Source organism: Streptomyces lavendulae subsp. lavendulae (assembly GCF_002803845.1).
GTDB lineage: Bacteria > Actinomycetota > Actinomycetes > Streptomycetales > Streptomycetaceae > Streptomyces > Streptomyces lavendulae.
This window is the reverse complement of record NZ_CP024985.1, coordinates 7,683,227-7,698,941: the sequence shown is the minus strand read 5'-3', so window position 1 is coordinate 7,698,941 and position 15,715 is coordinate 7,683,227. Positions and strand designations below refer to the sequence as shown.

Sequence of the window (15,715 nt, the reverse complement as noted above, 5' to 3'; positions counted from 1 at the left end):
CCTCCGGTCGGCCCAGGAGGCGAGGAGGTCAGTTCAGCCGGGCCAGGAGGTGGTCGCCGACCCGCAGCGCGTTGGCGATGGCCGTCAGGGACGGGTTGACCGCGCCGATGCTCGGGAAGAAGCTCGTGTCGACCACGTACAGGTTGTCGAGGTCGTGGGCCTTGCAGTGGATGTCCAGGGCGGAGGCCGCCGGGTCCGTGCCGAACCGGACGGTGCCCGCCTGGTGCGCGGTGGCCCCGATCGGCATGCCCTTGTGGAGGTAGATGCTGTGCGGCAGCAGGTGGTGTTCGTGCATGCCCAGGTGTCCGAGCATGCCCTGGAGCTTGTGCCGCAGCCGCTCCAGACCTTCCGTGTTGTTCTTCTCGTCGAGCGCGAGGTGGATGGCGCCGTCACCGTCCAGGGTGACCCGGTTGTCGGGCATCGGGAGGTCCTCGCCGCACAGCCAGAAGTCGACGGCGTGGTGCGCCAGCACCTCGAACGGCATGTCCGGGGTGACCGCGCCGGCCCAGCGCGGGGCCTCGCCGTGGATCTGCTCGGCGTCCGACTTGCCCAGCATCTGGATGCCGCCCAGCGGGTGGTCCCAGTCGTCCGCGCCCAGGTACCAGTCGTGCAGTGCGAGGGTCTTCTGGAACTGCGTGTCGTTGGGTTCCTTCGACACCGCCATCAGGGCCAGGTTGTTGTGCCGCATGTAGTGGCGGCCCACGACGTCGGAGCTGTTGGCCAGTCCGCGCGGGTGGCGGTCGTTGGCCGAGGCCAGGAGCAGGGCCGCGGAGTTCACCGCCCCGCAGGAGACGACCACGATGTCGGCGGAGAACCGGGTCTCGGCGCCGTCGGCGCCCCTGACCACGACGGCGGTGACGCTGCGCCCGGTCGCGTCGGTCTCCAGCCGGACCACGTGGGCCTGGGTGAGCAGCTCGACGTTGGGGTGCTCCAGGGCGGGTTCCACGCAGATCACCTGGGCGTCGGCCTTGCCGCGCACCAGGCAGGGGAAGCCGTCCACCCGGTTGCAGCGGATGCAGACGCTGGAGGGAACGGCCCGCCCGTCGGCGTCCTGGACGAGGTCGACCCCGATGGGCAGGTGGAAGGGGTGCAGCCCCTTCTTCTCCAGGTCGTCGCTCAACTGCTGTATCCGCGGCTCGTGTTCGACGGGCGGGTAGGCGTACTGCGCGCTCACCGGCCCCTCGCCGGGATCCTCCCCGTGCCGCCCGTGCACGAGGTAGAGGTGCTCGGCCTGCGTGTAGTACGGCTCCAGGTCCTCGTACCGCAGGGGCCAGGCGGGCGAGATGCCGCCGTGGTGGCGGAGCTCGCCGAAGTCCTCGGGCCGCAGCCGGAAGAGGGCGGCCCCGTAGAACTTCGTGTTCCCGCCGACGTAGTAGTTGACCTCGGGCGGGAACGCCTCACCGTGCTTGTCGAACCAGAACTCCGGGGCCCGGTACTTGCCCTTGACGAACACGGCGGTGGAGTCCCAGTTGTCCCGCTCCCGCGGCAGGTAGCCGCCGCGTTCGAGGAGGAGGACCCGCTTGCCGGACGGCGCCAGCCGGTGGGCGAGGGTACCGCCGCCCGCACCGGTGCCGATGATGATGACGTCGTAGTGGGGAGAGTCGCCCACGTCGACCACCGTCCTTGGGGTCGCGGCCCTGCCGTCGCGCCAGAACCTGTCGCTCCGCGGTGTGGAGTCCAAGCATTTCCACCCATTCGAACGTAGTCGCCGTTCCCCCGGACGGCGACCCGGCGGGGCGGGCACCGGCGCGGGCCACCCTCACAGCACGGCGATCGGGTTCACGGGGGACCCGGTGGCGCCCGGGAGGCGCAGCGGGGCGACCACGCACAGGAAGCTCCAGCGGCCCGCCCGTTCGCAGGCCCCGACCAGCTCCTCGAAGCTCAGGTAGTCCATCAGGTGCATGCCCATCGCGTGCACGGCCAGGACGTGCACGGGGAAGGCCACGTCCGCCACCGCGCCGGGGGCGGTGTCGTTGTTGCCGTCGCTTCCCAGGACGGCGACCTGCCGCTCCGCCGCGAACGACAGGGCGTCCGGGTGCAGGCCCGCCCGCGCCGAGGCCGCCTCCCACGCGCCGAGTTCCGCGCGCCGACGCCGGTGCCCCACCCGGACCAGCAGCAGGTCCCCGGGGCCGACCCGGACGCCCTGGGCGGCCTCGGCGGCCGTCAGGTCCCCGGCCGTCACGTGGTCCCCCGGCTCCAGCCAGGGCACGCCCCGCGCCCGGGGGACGTCCAGCAGCACGCCCCGCCCCACGATGCCGTCGTGGACCGCGTCGAGGGAGAGCCGGCGCGGGCCCGCGGCGCCCGCGTCCCCGGCCGGGGCCCCGCCGTACAGCCCGCCGTCGAAGATCACGTGGTTGAGCGCGTCGAGGTGGCTGTCGGCGTCCCCGTGGACGTTCATGGCGAAGCGGTCCAGGGCGAAGTGCAGCCCCTCCGCGGTGGCCTCCCCGGCGGCGGGCCCGGTCACCCGGTACTCGGCGGGCTCGGGATCGTCCGGACCGGCCCGGGTCTGGATCGGCGCGGCCAGGGACACCGTGTGCCCGAGCCGGACCTCGGCGGCGGCCGCCGCGACGCGTTCGGGCGTCAGGTGGCGCAGGGCTCCGATCCGGCCGTGCGGATCCTGGGCGGAGCCGGCCGCCGCGCGCAGCCGCTCGTACAGGGTCCGGAAGTCCCGCGCGCTCATGCGCCGGCCGGCCGGGGGTTCGTGGTGCCGGGCCATCGGATCGCCGCCTTCCCGCCGACGGTGGGGGTGTGCCGGGTGCGTCGCCGCCGTCCGGTCCCGCTCAGCCGGCGCTGCCCCAGGGGCTCAGGCCCCAGCGGAACGCGTGCCGGTCCCCCGGCTCCAGGACCGTCAGGTCGGTGCCGGTGCGGAAGGCGTCCGCCGGGCAGGACATGGCCTCCACCGCGACCCCGCGGCGCCGCTCGGGCTCGGCCAGGGTGTCACCGGTGTACACCTGCACGCACCGGGTGCCCTCGCCGAGCCACACGTCGGTACCGTGCCGCCCCGAGGGGTGCGCCAGCCGGACCACGGCCCGGCCGTCCCCGTCGCGGTCGAGTCCGGTGAAGGCGGTGTCCAGCCGCTGCGCGCCGAGGGGGCGGGGGGTGCGGAAGTCGTACTCCGTGCCCTCGACGGGCTCCTCCCCGATCGGCAGTCCGGCGTCGTCGGTGCGCAGCCGGGAGCGGGCGGGCACGGTGAGCAGCGCCGCGTCGACCCGGTCGGTGCCGACCGTCAGGTAGGGGTGCTGACCCACGCCGTACGGCGCCCTCGCGGTGCCGGTGTTGACGGCCCGGACCAGGACCTCCAGCCCGTCGTCGTCAAGCCGGTAGCCGGCGCTCACCTCCAGCAGGAAGGGGTACCCCGGCTGGGGGTGGAGGGTGGCGGCGACCCGCAGCGCGTCGGCGGAGCGGTCGAGCAGGCGCCAGGGGGTCCAGCGCAGCAGTCCGTGGATCGCGTTGTGGTTCTCCGGTTCGCTGAGCGGGAGTTGCAGGTCCCTGCCGTCGAACCGGTAGCGGCCGCCGCCCACCCGGTTGGGCCAGGGCACCAGCAGCTGCCCGCGTCCGGCGGTGACGGGGGCGTCGGCGGCGAACCCGTCCAGCAGGGTCCGGCCGTCCGCCTCGTAGTGGCGCAGGGCGCCGCCGAGTTCGACCACGACGGCGCGCTGGCCGCCGTGGCGCAGCTCCCACTGTTCGCCTGTCGGGCCACCGGACCCTGGGGGCTGCGCGGACATGGGCGTCTCCTCGGGGCCGACGGTTACTTCCAATCTCGGTCAGCGGCGCACGCGGCGCACGTCGGGACCACCGGAACGGGCCGGCCGGCGGCCCCTTCCCCGGGCCCGGAACCCCGCGGTACCTGCGCGGATGCGACCGGACCGAATCAAGGAGGGGAAAACCCTGTCTGACTCCCGCCGCGAATGGCAGTCTCTACTCCTCGGAAGCGTCGTCCTGGGGGGGATCACACGTGAGGGAGCCGGGTACGGGCATGGGCCTGCGGGGCCGCAGCGGCATCCTGTCGCTGGTCGACGCGTGCCTGAAGGAGGACCCGGCGGCCGAACGGCCCCTGACGATGCTCCTCGGGCCGGCGGGCAGCGGAGCCAGCGAGGCGCACAGCGCGCTGCTGGAGCACTTCGGGCCCGACTACCCCTTCGCCTTCGTCAATTTCGGCGGGGCCCAGTCGCTGCTGCCGCGCTACGCCCTGGGGCTCCTGGCCCGCCAGCTGGAGCGCAAGCTGCCCCGCTACGGGCGCTCCCACTTCCCGCTGCTCAGCCTGGGCCTGCTCGCCTCCGACCAGGAGCTGCGCATGCGCAGCCTCGCCGAGGGCCGGCGCGCGGTGCAGCGCCAGCTCGACCGGTTCCAGGAGGAGAACGAGGCCCGGCACGGGGACTACCTGGCCGCCTTCTTCGAGGTGGGGATGGGCGCGCTCGGGATGCCCGAGGGCGCCTCGACCGCCGCCCTCGCCCTCTTCCAGGACGCCCTGCGGCGCGGCCGCCGCACCGTGCCCGGCCTGTTCGCCGGCAGGCTCGGCAGCAGGCTGACCTCCGGGGCCCACTGGTACGGACGCCATCCCATGACCCGCAGCGCGGACCCCATGGAAGCCCTGGTCGAGCTCAACCTCTGGCGTCACGAGGGCGACGAGAACGCGCAGGAACGCCTCGACCTCGTCCTGTTCTCCGCGTTCCTGGAGGACCTCAGACGCAACTCGGCCCGCAGTTTCATGCCCCGCTCCTACCTGCTGCTCCTCGACAACTCCCACACCGAGTACGGCCGCCGCTTCCTCGACCTGCTGCTGCGCTCCCGGCACGACGAGACGGTCGTGGCCGGCCACGCCAGCGACCCGCTGACGGTCGTCGCCAGCTCCAACCGCTGGCTGCCCCGCTGGGGCCCGGCCACCGGCGATTCCTGGCCCTGGCAGCTGCGCGGCCCCGACCGGGCGTCCCTGTCCGACTGGAACGCCCACCGGCCGACCCGCGACAGCGAGGACACCTGGTGGTACCCGTTGCGCCTGCGCGACCTCAACCTGGACGAGGTGCGGATCCGGATAGAGCTCCAGCTCGGCGGGAACGGCGACCTGGCCCCGCTGACCCGCCTCACGTCGTTCGTGCACCGGCTGACAGGGGGGCTGCCGCGCGCCGTCCACCAGGTGCTGGACGTGCTGCGCCAGGCCGGGCCGCCCCCGGACTCGGGCCCCCGGCAGGACCGCTGGCTGCGTACCCTGCCCGACCGGCACCTGCGCGCCGGGGACGACTCCGCCACCCTCGCCGACACGGCCCTCGGCCACCTCCTGCGCGACTTCGACGACACCCAGCGCGCCGCCCTCGCCGCATGCGCGGCCGCCCGGGACTTCTCCGTCGCCACGCGGCTGCTCAGCCCCGACGACTCCCTGTTCGGGGCGGTCCGCTCCCGCTGGCTGCTGACCGGGCCCGTGGCCGTGGTCCCCGTACTGCACCCGTGGCTGCGCCGTCTGCTCCTGTGGCGGCTGGCCGCCCGCCCCGACGGGTGGGACGCGGCGCACGAGCTCCTCGCCGAGTACTACCGCGGCGAGGGGAAGCCGGTGCAGCAGATGTACCACCAGCTGGCCCGCGGGCGGACCGAGGAGGTCGCCGCACACCTGACGCGGCGCTTCACCGCCGTACCGGCCGCGCAGTGGATCTCCGAGTTCGACGCGATCACCTCCGCGCCGAACCGGCTCCCCACCGACAGCGGACCCGTGGAACTCCTCGCCGGGCTCGTCCCGCGCCGCCCCGAACGGGTGATGGACACCGAGTCGGTGATCCACACCCTGGTGACCACCCGCTGGGTGTGGAGCGATCCGCTCGCCGACCCGGCCATGCGGCTCAACGACCTGATCGCCGACGGCTGCACGCAGCTGTCCCAACTGCGGAGGAACGACATCGTGGCCCTGTACGACGAGGCGGACCGGTACCGTCACTGGCGCGATCCCCAGACCGCGGGCTGGGAGGGCTGAGCGCGTGCCGAGACTCGAATGGCCCCTGCACGTCGTGCGCCGCGTCGCCCTCGCGACCGCCGTCGCGGTCGCGCTGGTCACGGCGCTCTGGCTGGGGGTCGGCTGGCTCCAGGAGCGCCAGGCCAGATGCGCGGACGGGGTCGTCGAACAGGGCCCGGACGACGAGTGCGTGGGAGTGACCGACGGCGCCTACGTGTTCGCCCCGCACCTCGACGCGGTGACCCGCAGGATCGAGGAGGAGAACCGCCGGGTCCTCGCCAACGCGGACAAGGAACCGTACGTCAGCGTCGCCTACTTCACCTCCTTCACCAGCACCGCCGACGACAGCAACTCGGCCGAGGGCGTCCGCCACGAACTGCAGGGCGCCTACCTCGCCCAGTTCCGGCACAACCAGGGCGACCTCGCGGCCACCCCCAAGATCCGTCTGCTGATCGCCAATCCGGGCAGCAAGTCCACCCAGTGGAAGCACACGGTCGACGAGCTGATCGCCCGCAAGGACTCGCCGGACCGGCTCGTCGCGGTGGCCGGTCTCGGTCCCAGCAACAACGAGAACCTCTCGGCCATAAGGCGTCTCTCCGAGCACGGCATCGCCATGGTCGGCGCCACCCTGACCGCCACGAACATCCAGGGCATCAACGGCTTCGTCCGGATCGCGCCCACGAACGAGGACGAGGCGTACGCGGCCGCCGGCTACCTCAAACGGCGGGGGATCGCCACCGCGGTCGTCATCCAGGACGTGGCGGAGGGCAACCTCTACGCCTCCACCCTGGGCACCGCCTTCACCAAGGCCTTCCAGGACGGCGACAAACACCGGCTCGTGGCGGAGCGGATGACCTACGACTCCTCCGTCAGCAGCGCCTGGCAGAACGAACTGCGCTACATGCCCGGCCAGTTGTGCCAGCAGCGCCCCCAACTGGTGTACTTCGCGGGCCGCGGTCAGCACCTGACGCACTTCCTCGACGCGCTCGCCAACCGCAGCTGCACCGACCAGCAGTTCACGGTGTTCACCGGGGACGACACGACCAACCTGAGCGCCGAGCAGCTCGCCCACGCCGCCGATACGCACATCGAGGTGCTCTACACCGGCCTCTCCCACCCCGACATGTACCGCTCGGCGCCCCAGGCGGTGTCCGCGCCGTCCGCGAAGAACTTCCAGCCGGGCGGACTGCTGGACCAGTGGTTCCCGCGCGACACCCGGGACGACGGCGGGGCCCTGATGGGCCACGACGCGGTGCTCGCCGCGGCGCACGGCATCCAGATGGCCGCCCGCTGGCAGGGTCAGGTCGTCGGCGACGCGGTGGCCCGGATGTTCCACCAGATGGACGGGACCCAGCAGGTGGCCGGGGCCAGCGGGTTCATCTCCTTCCAGAACAACGGCAATCCGCGCAACAAGGCCGTGCCCGTCCTGCGCCTCGACGGCAAGGGGCACGTGGAGTTCGTCGAGGTCTCCGCGGCGGAGGGCAAACCGCCCCAGGAGCAGTGAGGAAAGGGGGGTGTGACCGCCTACCCCCCTCGAACGGGCCTCAGGCCGGCTCCGGCCCCTCCCCCGCGGCCCGCGAGGGACCGGGATCGGGGCCGGGGCCGCGGGCGCAGGAGGGGCACAGCCCGCGGTAGGTGACCTCGGCCCCGGACACCGTGAAGCCGAACCGCTGCTCCTGCGGGAGGCCGGCCAGCGGGTCGCCGGTCATGTGGACATCACGGATGGTGCCGCAGCCGGAACACACCAGGTGCTGGTGCGGGTGGTGGGCATTGGGGTCGTACCGCTTGGCCCGGCCGTCGGTGGAGACCTCCGCGACCTCGCCGAGGGCGACCAGCTCGCCCAGGGTGTTGTAGACGGTCGCGCGGGCGATCTCGGGCAGCAGCCGGGCGGCGCGGGCGTGCACCTCGTCGGCCGTGAGGTGCACGTGCTCGCCGCCGAGGACCTCCGCGACGACGCGCCGCTGGGACGTCATCCGCCAGCCGCGCCCGCGCAGCCGCTCCAGCAGGTCGCTCATATCGGTTCACCTGTTCAGGCTCGGGGAGACAGCAGCTTACCGATACGGATGGCTGGATTCCGCCTTTCGGCCTCGCGTGCCCGTTGTGCGGGGCCGCCTGCGTGTTCCCGTGCGGCACGGTCTGCGGTGCGCGACCATACGGACGCAGCCAGCGGGGGGAAACACCGAGACAGGAAAGAAGGACGGACGTGTCCGGCAGCGAGAGCGAGAACCCAGCCATCCCCGCCCCGACCCCCTCCCCGACCCGTCCACGGACGAACCGGGACTGGTGGCCGGAGCAACTGGACCTCCAGGTCCTCCACCAGAACTCGCCCCTGTCCGATCCGATGGGTGAGGAGTACGACTACGCGCGCGAGTTCTCGACCCTGGACGTCGACGCGCTGAAGCGGGACGTCTTCGCGGTGATGACGGACTCGCAGGGCTGGTGGCCCGCCGACTACGGCCACTACGGACCGCTCTTCATCCGGATGAGCTGGCATTCCGCCGGCACGTACCGCATCGAGGACGGCAGGGGCGGGGGCGGGGCCGGGGCCCAGCGCTTCGCCCCCCTCAACAGCTGGCCGGACAACGCGAGCCTCGACAAGGCGCGGCGCCTGCTCTGGCCGGTCAAGCAGAAGTACGGCCGGAAGATCTCGTGGGCCGACCTCCTGGTGTTCGCCGGGAACTGCGCCATCGAATCCATGGGACTCAAGACGTTCGGCTTCGGATTCGGCCGGGAGGACATCTGGGAGCCCGAGGAGGTCTTCTGGGGGACCGAGGACACCTGGCTCGGAGACGAGCGGTACAGCGGCGACAGGGAACTCTCCGGTCCCTTCGGCGCCGTGCAGATGGGGCTGATCTACGTCAATCCGGAAGGGCCCGACGGCAACCCGGATCCGCTCGCCGCCGCCCGGGACATCCGCGAGACGTTCAAGCGCATGGCCATGAACGACGAGGAGACGGCCGCACTCATCATCGGCGGCCACACCTTCGGCAAGTGCCACGGCGCGGTCGACCCCGGGTGCGTCGGTCCGGAACCCGAGGCCGGCCCCCTGGAGCAGCAGGGCCTCGGGTGGCGGAACACCTGCGGCAGCGGCGTGGGCGCGGACGCGATCACCAGCGGGCTGGAGGGTGCGTGGACCAACGAGCCGACGAAGTGGGACAACGGGTACCTCGACAACCTGTTCCGGTACGACTGGGAGCTGACGCGGAGCCCGGCCGGGGCCCAGCAGTGGACGCCCACGGACCCGGCGGCCCGGGACGCCGTGCCCGACGCCCACGACCCGTCGAAGCGCCACGCCCCCATGATGCTGACGACGGACCTCTCGCTGAAGCTGGATCCGGTCTACGGGCCGATCGCCAAGCGCTTCCACGAGAACCCGGAGCAGCTCGCGGAGGCGTTCGCCAAGGCCTGGTACAAGCTGCTGCACCGTGACATGGGGCCGCTGTCCCGCTACCTCGGCCCGTGGATCCCCGAGCCGCAGCTGTGGCAGGACCCGGTCCCCGGGGTCGACCACGAGCTGGTCTCGGACGCGGACGCCACCGCCCTCAAGGAGCGGATCCTCGCCTCCGGACTCTCCCTCCCCCAACTGGTCACCACGGCATGGGCGTCGGCGGCCAGCTTCCGCGGCACCGACAAGCGCGGCGGGGCCAACGGGGCGCGGATCCGGCTCGCGCCGCAGAAGGACTGGGAGGTCAACGACCTGCCCGAGGTGGCCGAGGTGGTGCGGACCCTCGACGGCATCCGGCAGGACTTCAACGGCGGGCGGACCGACGGGAAGAAGGTCTCGCTCGCCGACCTGATCGTGCTGGGCGGGTGCGCGGCCGTCGAGCGGGCGGCGAAGAACGCCGGGCACGAGATCACGGTGCCGTTCGCGCCGGGCCGCACGGACGCCTCCCAGGAGCAGACCGACGTGGAGTCGTTCGGTGTGCTCGAACCGAGGGCGGACGGTTTCCGCAACTACCTCCGGGCGGGAGAGAAGCTGTCGCCGGAGACGCTCCTGCTGGACCGCGCCTCCCTGCTGACCCTGACCGCACCCGAGATGACGGTCCTGACCGGCGGCATGCGGGTGCTCGACACCGGGTTCAAGGGGTCCCGGCACGGCGTCCTCACCGACCGGCCGCAGGCGTTGACCAACGACTTCTTCGTCAACCTGCTGGACATGGGCACGGAATGGAAGGTGTCGGAGGCGGCGGAGAACGTGTTCGAGGGGCGCAGCCGCGCGACGGGCGAGGTCAAGTGGACCGCCACCGCCGTCGACCTCGTCTTCGGTTCGCACGCCCAGCTGCGGGCCCTCGCGGAGGTCTACGCGTCCGCGGACGCCGGGGAGAAGTTCGTGCGTGACTTCGTGGCGGCGTGGGACAAGGTGATGAACCTCGACCGGTTCGACCTCGCCTGACCCCGGCGTGTCCGAGCCCGGACGACGTCCCGGGCTCGGAACCCCGCCGCGGGCTCCGCCCCCAACCCGGTGACGCCACCGTCGCGCCCTGCCGCGCGTGCGCTCCCCGCCCGTGCGCGGCAGGCGACACTGGGCCCATGAGCGATCACCGCTTCACCCCCGACGAGACCGGCTCCCCCCTCGCCCCGGCCGCTTCCCGCACCCCTCGCCACCCGCACCACCTCCGCTACGAGAGGCCGGCGGGAACGGCGCGGACCGGCCCCGAGGGACACGGCGCGGGCGCTGCGCGCGATCTCACCGTGGTGACCTGCGCCTGCGGCTTCACGACCCCGGCGCTGCCGGACGCCGACGCCCGTCTCGTCTACGAGGAGCACCGCAACGTGATCCGTGACGAGACGGGCTGAGCACCGTCCCGGCGTGGGGGCCACGGCCCCTGACCCCTCGTCATCTCCCCTCTCAAGACCCGACTGTCCATCATCCGGTCACACCCTTGCCCGGACGGCCACTTCGGTGAAGTATCCCTATCAATCCGATGGGAAAGGTGGGATTCGGCAATCGGCCGAAGCCGCCCGAAGACGTTCCGGAGTAACCGACATGACCACCGCCGTCCCCCCTGACGCCGCCGTCGCTCGTGGCACCGCGGGCCGCCGGCCGGCCGACGAGCGGCGCCGGGCGCTCCTGCGTACCGTCCGCGACGTGGCGGACGACCTCGCCGCGGACGCCATCGCCCGCGACCGGGCGGGCAGGTCCCCGGACGACGAGGCGGCCCGGCTGCGCGAGGCCGGACTGCTCGCGGCCCTCACCCCGTACGCGCCGGGCCGCGGGGCGGACTGGCGTACCGGATGCACCGTCATACGGAAGATCTCCGCCGCGGACAGCTCCGTCGGCGAGGTGCTCGCCCGCCACTACGCCCACGCGTGGAGCGCGCGTTTCTACGCGGGTCACCAGCACGCGACCGCCCTCGAAGAGGAGTCGGTCCGCGAGCACTGGCTGTGGACCGGCGCGCTGCGCGCTCCCGCACCCGAGGACGAATCCGAAGGAGCCGACCTCGCGCTGAGGCCGCGCGGCACCGGCCACGTGCTGAGCGGACGCCGGTTCGTGGAGACGGCGGTGGCCGTCGCCGACCAGATCGTGCTCGACGCCACCTGCGCCGTGACCGGTGACGTCCTGGTCGTACGGATCCCGTCCGGTGTGCGGGGCATGACCGTCGAGCCCGCCCACGACCGCCTCGGGCAGCGCGTGGTCGGCGCCGGTGAGCTCGTCCTCGACCGGGTCACCGTCGCACCGGGACAGGTGCTGGGCCGCCGGCCGCACGACGAGGAGTCGACCCCGCCCTTCACCGCGCTGGCCGAACCGGCGCTCCGGCTCGCCCTCTGCCACGTCGGCCTGGGCATCGTCGAGGGTGCGCTCACGGAAGCCCGCGACCTCAGCAGGGGCGGTCGCGCGTACCGGCTGCCCGGCGCGGACCCGGACCTCTTCCTGACGTACGGGGAGCTCGCCTCCGCCGCCCAGACGGCCACCGCCGTGGTCGACCGGGCGACGGAGGTGATGGCCCAGGCCCTGGACCCGGGCGCGCAGCTCGACCTGGAGGAGCCCGCGGGGGTCTCCGCCCTGGTCGCCACGGCCGAGACGGTGACGTCGAAGGCGGCCCTGCACGTCACCGCGCGCGTACTGGAGCTCGCGGACGCCCCCGGCCTGGACCGTTTCTGGCGCAACGCACGCGTCCTGACGGCGCTCCATCCCGCCGCGCACCGCCTGCGCTCCATCGGCGAGCACTACCTCAACGGCTCCCACCGCGCGGTGGCGGCCGCCTTCCACTGACACCGGGCACGGGCCCCTCCCGCACGTCGGGGCGGCCCGTGCGTGGCGGACACCGGCCCGAACCGTACGGGATAATGGCCTCATGCGGATCTCAGCCAGGGCGGACTACGCGGTACGTGCCGCACTGCAGCTCGCCGCGTCACAGGACGACGGGCCGGTGAAGGCCGAAGCCATCGCGGACGCCCAGGACATCCCGCACAAGTTCCTCGAAGGCATCCTCAACGACATGCGCCGGGGCGGTCTGGTGCTCAGCCAGCGCGGCGGCAACGGCGGCTACCGGCTGGCCAAGCCCGCCCGGTCCATCAGCATCGCCGACGTCATCCGCGTCGTGGACGGACCGCTCGTCTCGGTACGCGGGGTCCGCCCCCCGGACCTCTCCTACACCGGCCCCGCCGAGGCGCTGCTCCCCCTGTGGATCGCGCTCCGGGCCAATGTGCGCGAGATCCTCGACGGTGTCTCGCTCGCCGACGTCGCATCGTGCGACCTGCCCGCCGACGTATCCGCGCTGACGCGGACCCCTGACGCCTGGACCAATCCCTGATCCTCCCCGCCATCCGCCCCACCTGCGGATTCTCGCATCGCGAGATCGTGGCGTCCACGATGTGGCCGGTCCCTTGGGACGGTCACCCCCGTCTGCCACTATGCCTACCAACCAGGTGGGAAAACTAGGAATCAAGGGGGGACCAGCCGTGCGCACACCGCACCGCGCGGGCCGGACGCCGGCCCTGACCTCCCGCCGCCACATCGACCTGGTCCGCACCTCCAGCGCCATGTGTCAGCCCGCCTGAAACCGTCCGCGGGGCCTTCGCCCCACGCACGGAACACCGCCGGCGCGCCGTCCGCCCCGCTCGCCGTCCGCCCGACGGGCCCCTCGGCCGGCCTCACCGCCCGCGCGCCTTCGCACGCGGGTGTGCGACGGACCCGCTCGCCGTCCACCCCGCGGCAGCCGGCGCCCCGCCCTTCCTCCGCCCCGCGACCGTGATCCGGCCGCCGCCGGCCGGTGACGGGCTCCGTACGCACCGACGGCCCCGCGTCGCATCCTCCGCATCCACTCGAACTCCCTTCCGTGAAAGGACACCTCCGTGTCTGCCGCAAGACCGCTCACCGCCCTGCGCGCCATCGCCCTCACCGCGACGCTCCCCCTGCTGCTCACCGCCTGCGGCTACGGCTCCGAGGCCAAGAAGGACGAGCCCAAGGACACCGCGGCCTCCAACGTCGCCGATGGAGCCAAGAAGCTCTCCGCCTCCGAGGTCCGCATCGGGTACTTCCCGAACCTGACGCACGCCACCGCTCTGGTCGGCCTCCAGGAAGGCCTGATCGAGAAGGAACTGAACGGCACCAGGATCAAGCCGCAGTCCTTCAACGCCGGCCCGTCCGAGATCGAAGCCCTCAACGGCGGCTCTCTCGACATCGGCTTCATCGGCCCCTCGCCCTCGATCAACGGCTACGTCAAGTCCAAGGGCTCCAACCTGCGGATCATCTCCGGCTCCGCCTCCGGTGGCGTCAAGCTCGTCGTGAACCCGGACAAGATCAAGACCCTCGACGACCTCAAGGGCAAGAAGATCGCCACCCCCCAGAAGGGGAACACGCAGGACGTCGCGTTCCTCAACTGGATCTCCGAGAAGGGCTGGTCGGTCGACCCGGAGTCCGGCAAGGGCGACGTCTCCGTCGTCCGCACCGACAACAAGGTCACCCCCGACGCCTTCAAGCAGGGCTCGATCGACGGCGCCTGGGTGCCCGAGCCGACCGCCTCCAAGCTCGTCTCCGACGGCGGCTCCGTCCTCCTCGACGAGACGGCCCTGTGGCCCGACAAGAAGTTCGTGATCACGAACGTCATCGTGTCGCAGAAGTTCCTCAAGGAACACGCGGACGTGGTGGAGGCCGTGCTCAAGGGCACGGTGAAGACCAACGAGTGGATCAACGCCAACCCCGACAAGGCCAAGGCCTCGGCCAACGCCAAGCTCGCGGCGGACAGCGGCAAGCCCCTCGACGCCAAGGTCATCGACCCGGCCTGGCAGTCCATCCTCGTCACCGACGACCCGCTCGCGAGCACCCTGAAGACCGAGTCCGACTGGGCGGTCAAGGCCAAGCTCATCGAGCAGCCCGACCTGGCAGGCATCTACGACCTGACGCTCCTGAACAAGGTCCTCAAGGCCGCGGGCAAGCCCGAGGTCTCCGACGCCGGTCTCGGCGCCAAGTAACCCCGCGGGGGCGGTGGTCGTGGCAGCGGCCACACCACCGCCCCGCCGGGCATGCCCGTCAGCGCCCGTCCTCGGCCGGCAGCCGCAGCGCCTCCAGCCGACCGGTGATACCCCCTGTCCGCGATGGCGGCGCCGGTCCGGCGAAGGTCTACTTGATCTGGAGATGCCATGACCGAACACCGTGGCGAGCGCTCGCTCGGCGACCACCTGCTCGGGCTCCTGCCCTCCCGTCGGGGCGTGCTCGGGGCGGTCGGCCTCGGCGCGGCAGGTGTCGCCCTCGGCGGCGCGGCGCTCACGTCTGCCTCCGCCTCGCCCGCGGCGCGGCCGGGCGGCGTACGCCCCCGGGTCCCGGCCGACGACGTCCCGCACGCCAGGACCTGGATGTCCTGGCCGTCCCGGAAGTCGGTGTGGGGGCGGCAGCTGTCCGGCGTGCAGGAGGACATCGCGCTGATCGCCCGCACCATCGCCGAGTTCGAGCCCGTGGTGATGTGCGTCCCCGACGACTACAGCGCCCGCCAGGCGCGTCCCCTGTGCGGCCCGCAGGTCGAGGTGACCACCGCGATCCCCACCGACGACCTGTGGATGCGCGACATCGCCCCGGTCTTCCGCCACGACGGCAACGGCGGCCTGGACGCGGTCTCCCTCAACTTCAACGGGTGGGGCAACAAGCAGGTGCACACCTACGACGCCCGGGCCGCCGAGCTCGTCGCCCGCCGGCGCGGCCTGCGGCTCACCTACGCCGACCTGGTCGGCGAGGGCGGCGCGGTGGAGTGCGACGGCGACGGCACGCTGATGGCGACCGAGAGCAGCCCGGTCAACAGGAACCGCAACCGGGGCATGAGCCGCGACGGGATCGAGGACGCCCTCCTGGAGGCGTACGGCGCGGACAAGATGATCTGGCTGCCCGGGATCAGGGGCAAGGACATCACCGACGACCACGTCGACGTCACCTCGCGGTTCGTCCGCCCCGGCGTGGTGATGGTCCAGCTGCCGCCCCAGGACCGGAACGACGAGTGGGCGCGCGACGCCCGCGAGCAGTTCGCGATCCTCTCCGCGGCGACCGACGCGCGCGGCCGCCGGCTGCGGGTGATCCGGGTGGACGGACCCGACACCGTCCGCTCGAAGAGTTCGACCTTCGTCGACTCCTACCTGAACTTCGTCCTCGTCAACGGCGGCGTGATCACCGCCCGGTTCGGCGACCGCTCCAAGGACGAGGCCGCCCGGCAGGCCCTGGCGGCGGCCTTCCCCGGCCGCGAGGTCGTCCAGCTCGACGTCGACCGCCTGATGGGCGGAGGCGGCGGCATCCACTGCTCGACCATGCACGAGCCGATGCCCTGACCGTCCGCCCGTCCCCCAGCCGTC

General features: G+C 72.6%; 13 protein-coding genes. 9 read left to right on the top strand and 4 right to left on the bottom strand.

Features of this window, described 5'->3' with window-relative positions; all coding sequences use genetic code 11:
• Nucleotides 1–28: 28 nt before the first annotated feature.
• The 3 genes from SLAV_RS34485 to SLAV_RS34475 form a co-directional block, all read right to left on the bottom strand.
• Nucleotides 29–1,609 carry a GMC oxidoreductase gene (locus SLAV_RS34485; RefSeq protein WP_030229958.1) on the bottom strand — a complete coding sequence of 527 codons (1,581 nt, stop codon included), beginning with the start codon at nucleotides 1,607–1,609 and terminating at the stop codon, nucleotides 29–31.
• Between the two features lie 150 nt (nucleotides 1,610–1,759).
• Nucleotides 1,760–2,716 (bottom strand): cyclase family protein, encoded by a 957-nt coding sequence (locus SLAV_RS34480; RefSeq protein ID WP_234333597.1) that lies wholly within the window; start codon nucleotides 2,714–2,716, stop codon nucleotides 1,760–1,762.
• Between the two features lie 64 nt (nucleotides 2,717–2,780).
• Nucleotides 2,781–3,725, bottom strand: a complete 945-nt coding sequence (locus SLAV_RS34475) for an aldose 1-epimerase family protein (RefSeq protein ID WP_030229956.1) — start codon at nucleotides 3,723–3,725, stop codon at nucleotides 2,781–2,783.
• Nucleotides 3,726–3,955: 230 nt separating this feature from the next.
• Between SLAV_RS34475 and SLAV_RS34470 the strand changes: the two genes are divergently transcribed.
• Both SLAV_RS34470 and SLAV_RS34465 read left to right on the top strand, forming a co-directional pair.
• The gene (locus tag SLAV_RS34470) at nucleotides 3,956–5,959 is read left to right on the top strand and encodes a hypothetical protein (protein ID WP_234333596.1); all 2,004 of its coding nucleotides are present in this window, start codon (nucleotides 3,956–3,958) and stop codon (nucleotides 5,957–5,959) included.
• Nucleotides 5,960–5,963: 4 nt separating this feature from the next.
• Nucleotides 5,964–7,442, top strand: a complete 1,479-nt coding sequence (locus SLAV_RS34465) for a type 1 periplasmic-binding domain-containing protein (RefSeq protein ID WP_030229954.1) — start codon at nucleotides 5,964–5,966, stop codon at nucleotides 7,440–7,442.
• A 40-nt stretch (nucleotides 7,443–7,482) separates the two neighbouring features.
• Here SLAV_RS34465 and SLAV_RS34460 read toward each other — a convergent pair whose 3' ends face one another.
• On the bottom strand, nucleotides 7,483–7,953 hold the full coding sequence (locus SLAV_RS34460) for a Fur family transcriptional regulator (protein ID WP_051840915.1): 471 nt from the start codon (nucleotides 7,951–7,953) through the stop codon (nucleotides 7,483–7,485).
• Nucleotides 7,954–8,141: 188 nt separating this feature from the next.
• Between SLAV_RS34460 and katG the strand changes: the two genes are divergently transcribed.
• The 7 genes from katG to SLAV_RS34430 all read left to right on the top strand — a co-directional run bounded on the left by katG (nucleotide 8,142) and on the right by SLAV_RS34430 (nucleotide 15,691).
• Complete coding sequence (katG, locus tag SLAV_RS34455; RefSeq protein WP_030229952.1) at nucleotides 8,142–10,331, top strand: catalase/peroxidase HPI; 2,190 nt, start codon at nucleotides 8,142–8,144, stop codon at nucleotides 10,329–10,331.
• Between the two features lie 137 nt (nucleotides 10,332–10,468).
• On the top strand, nucleotides 10,469–10,735 hold the full coding sequence (locus SLAV_RS34450) for a hypothetical protein (RefSeq protein ID WP_030229951.1): 267 nt from the start codon (nucleotides 10,469–10,471) through the stop codon (nucleotides 10,733–10,735).
• 190 nt (nucleotides 10,736–10,925) lie between these two features.
• Nucleotides 10,926–12,152 carry an acyl-CoA dehydrogenase family protein gene (locus tag SLAV_RS34445; RefSeq protein ID WP_037687322.1) on the top strand — a complete coding sequence of 409 codons (1,227 nt, stop codon included), beginning with the start codon at nucleotides 10,926–10,928 and terminating at the stop codon, nucleotides 12,150–12,152.
• A gap of 82 nt (nucleotides 12,153–12,234) precedes the next feature.
• Nucleotides 12,235–12,693: an RrF2 family transcriptional regulator gene (locus SLAV_RS34440; protein ID WP_030229949.1), complete on the top strand. Its 459-nt coding sequence runs from the start codon at nucleotides 12,235–12,237 to the stop codon at nucleotides 12,691–12,693.
• Nucleotides 12,694–12,841: 148 nt separating this feature from the next.
• Nucleotides 12,842–12,940: a putative leader peptide gene (locus SLAV_RS43415; protein ID WP_335341798.1), complete on the top strand. Its 99-nt coding sequence runs from the start codon at nucleotides 12,842–12,844 to the stop codon at nucleotides 12,938–12,940.
• 294 nt (nucleotides 12,941–13,234) lie between these two features.
• A complete protein-coding gene (locus SLAV_RS34435) occupies nucleotides 13,235–14,353 on the top strand; it encodes an aliphatic sulfonate ABC transporter substrate-binding protein (protein WP_100661124.1) in 1,119 nt (372 codons plus the stop codon).
• A 168-nt stretch (nucleotides 14,354–14,521) separates the two neighbouring features.
• Nucleotides 14,522–15,691 (top strand): agmatine deiminase family protein, encoded by a 1,170-nt coding sequence (locus SLAV_RS34430; RefSeq protein WP_051841211.1) that lies wholly within the window; start codon nucleotides 14,522–14,524, stop codon nucleotides 15,689–15,691.
• Nucleotides 15,692–15,715 lie beyond the last annotated feature (24 nt).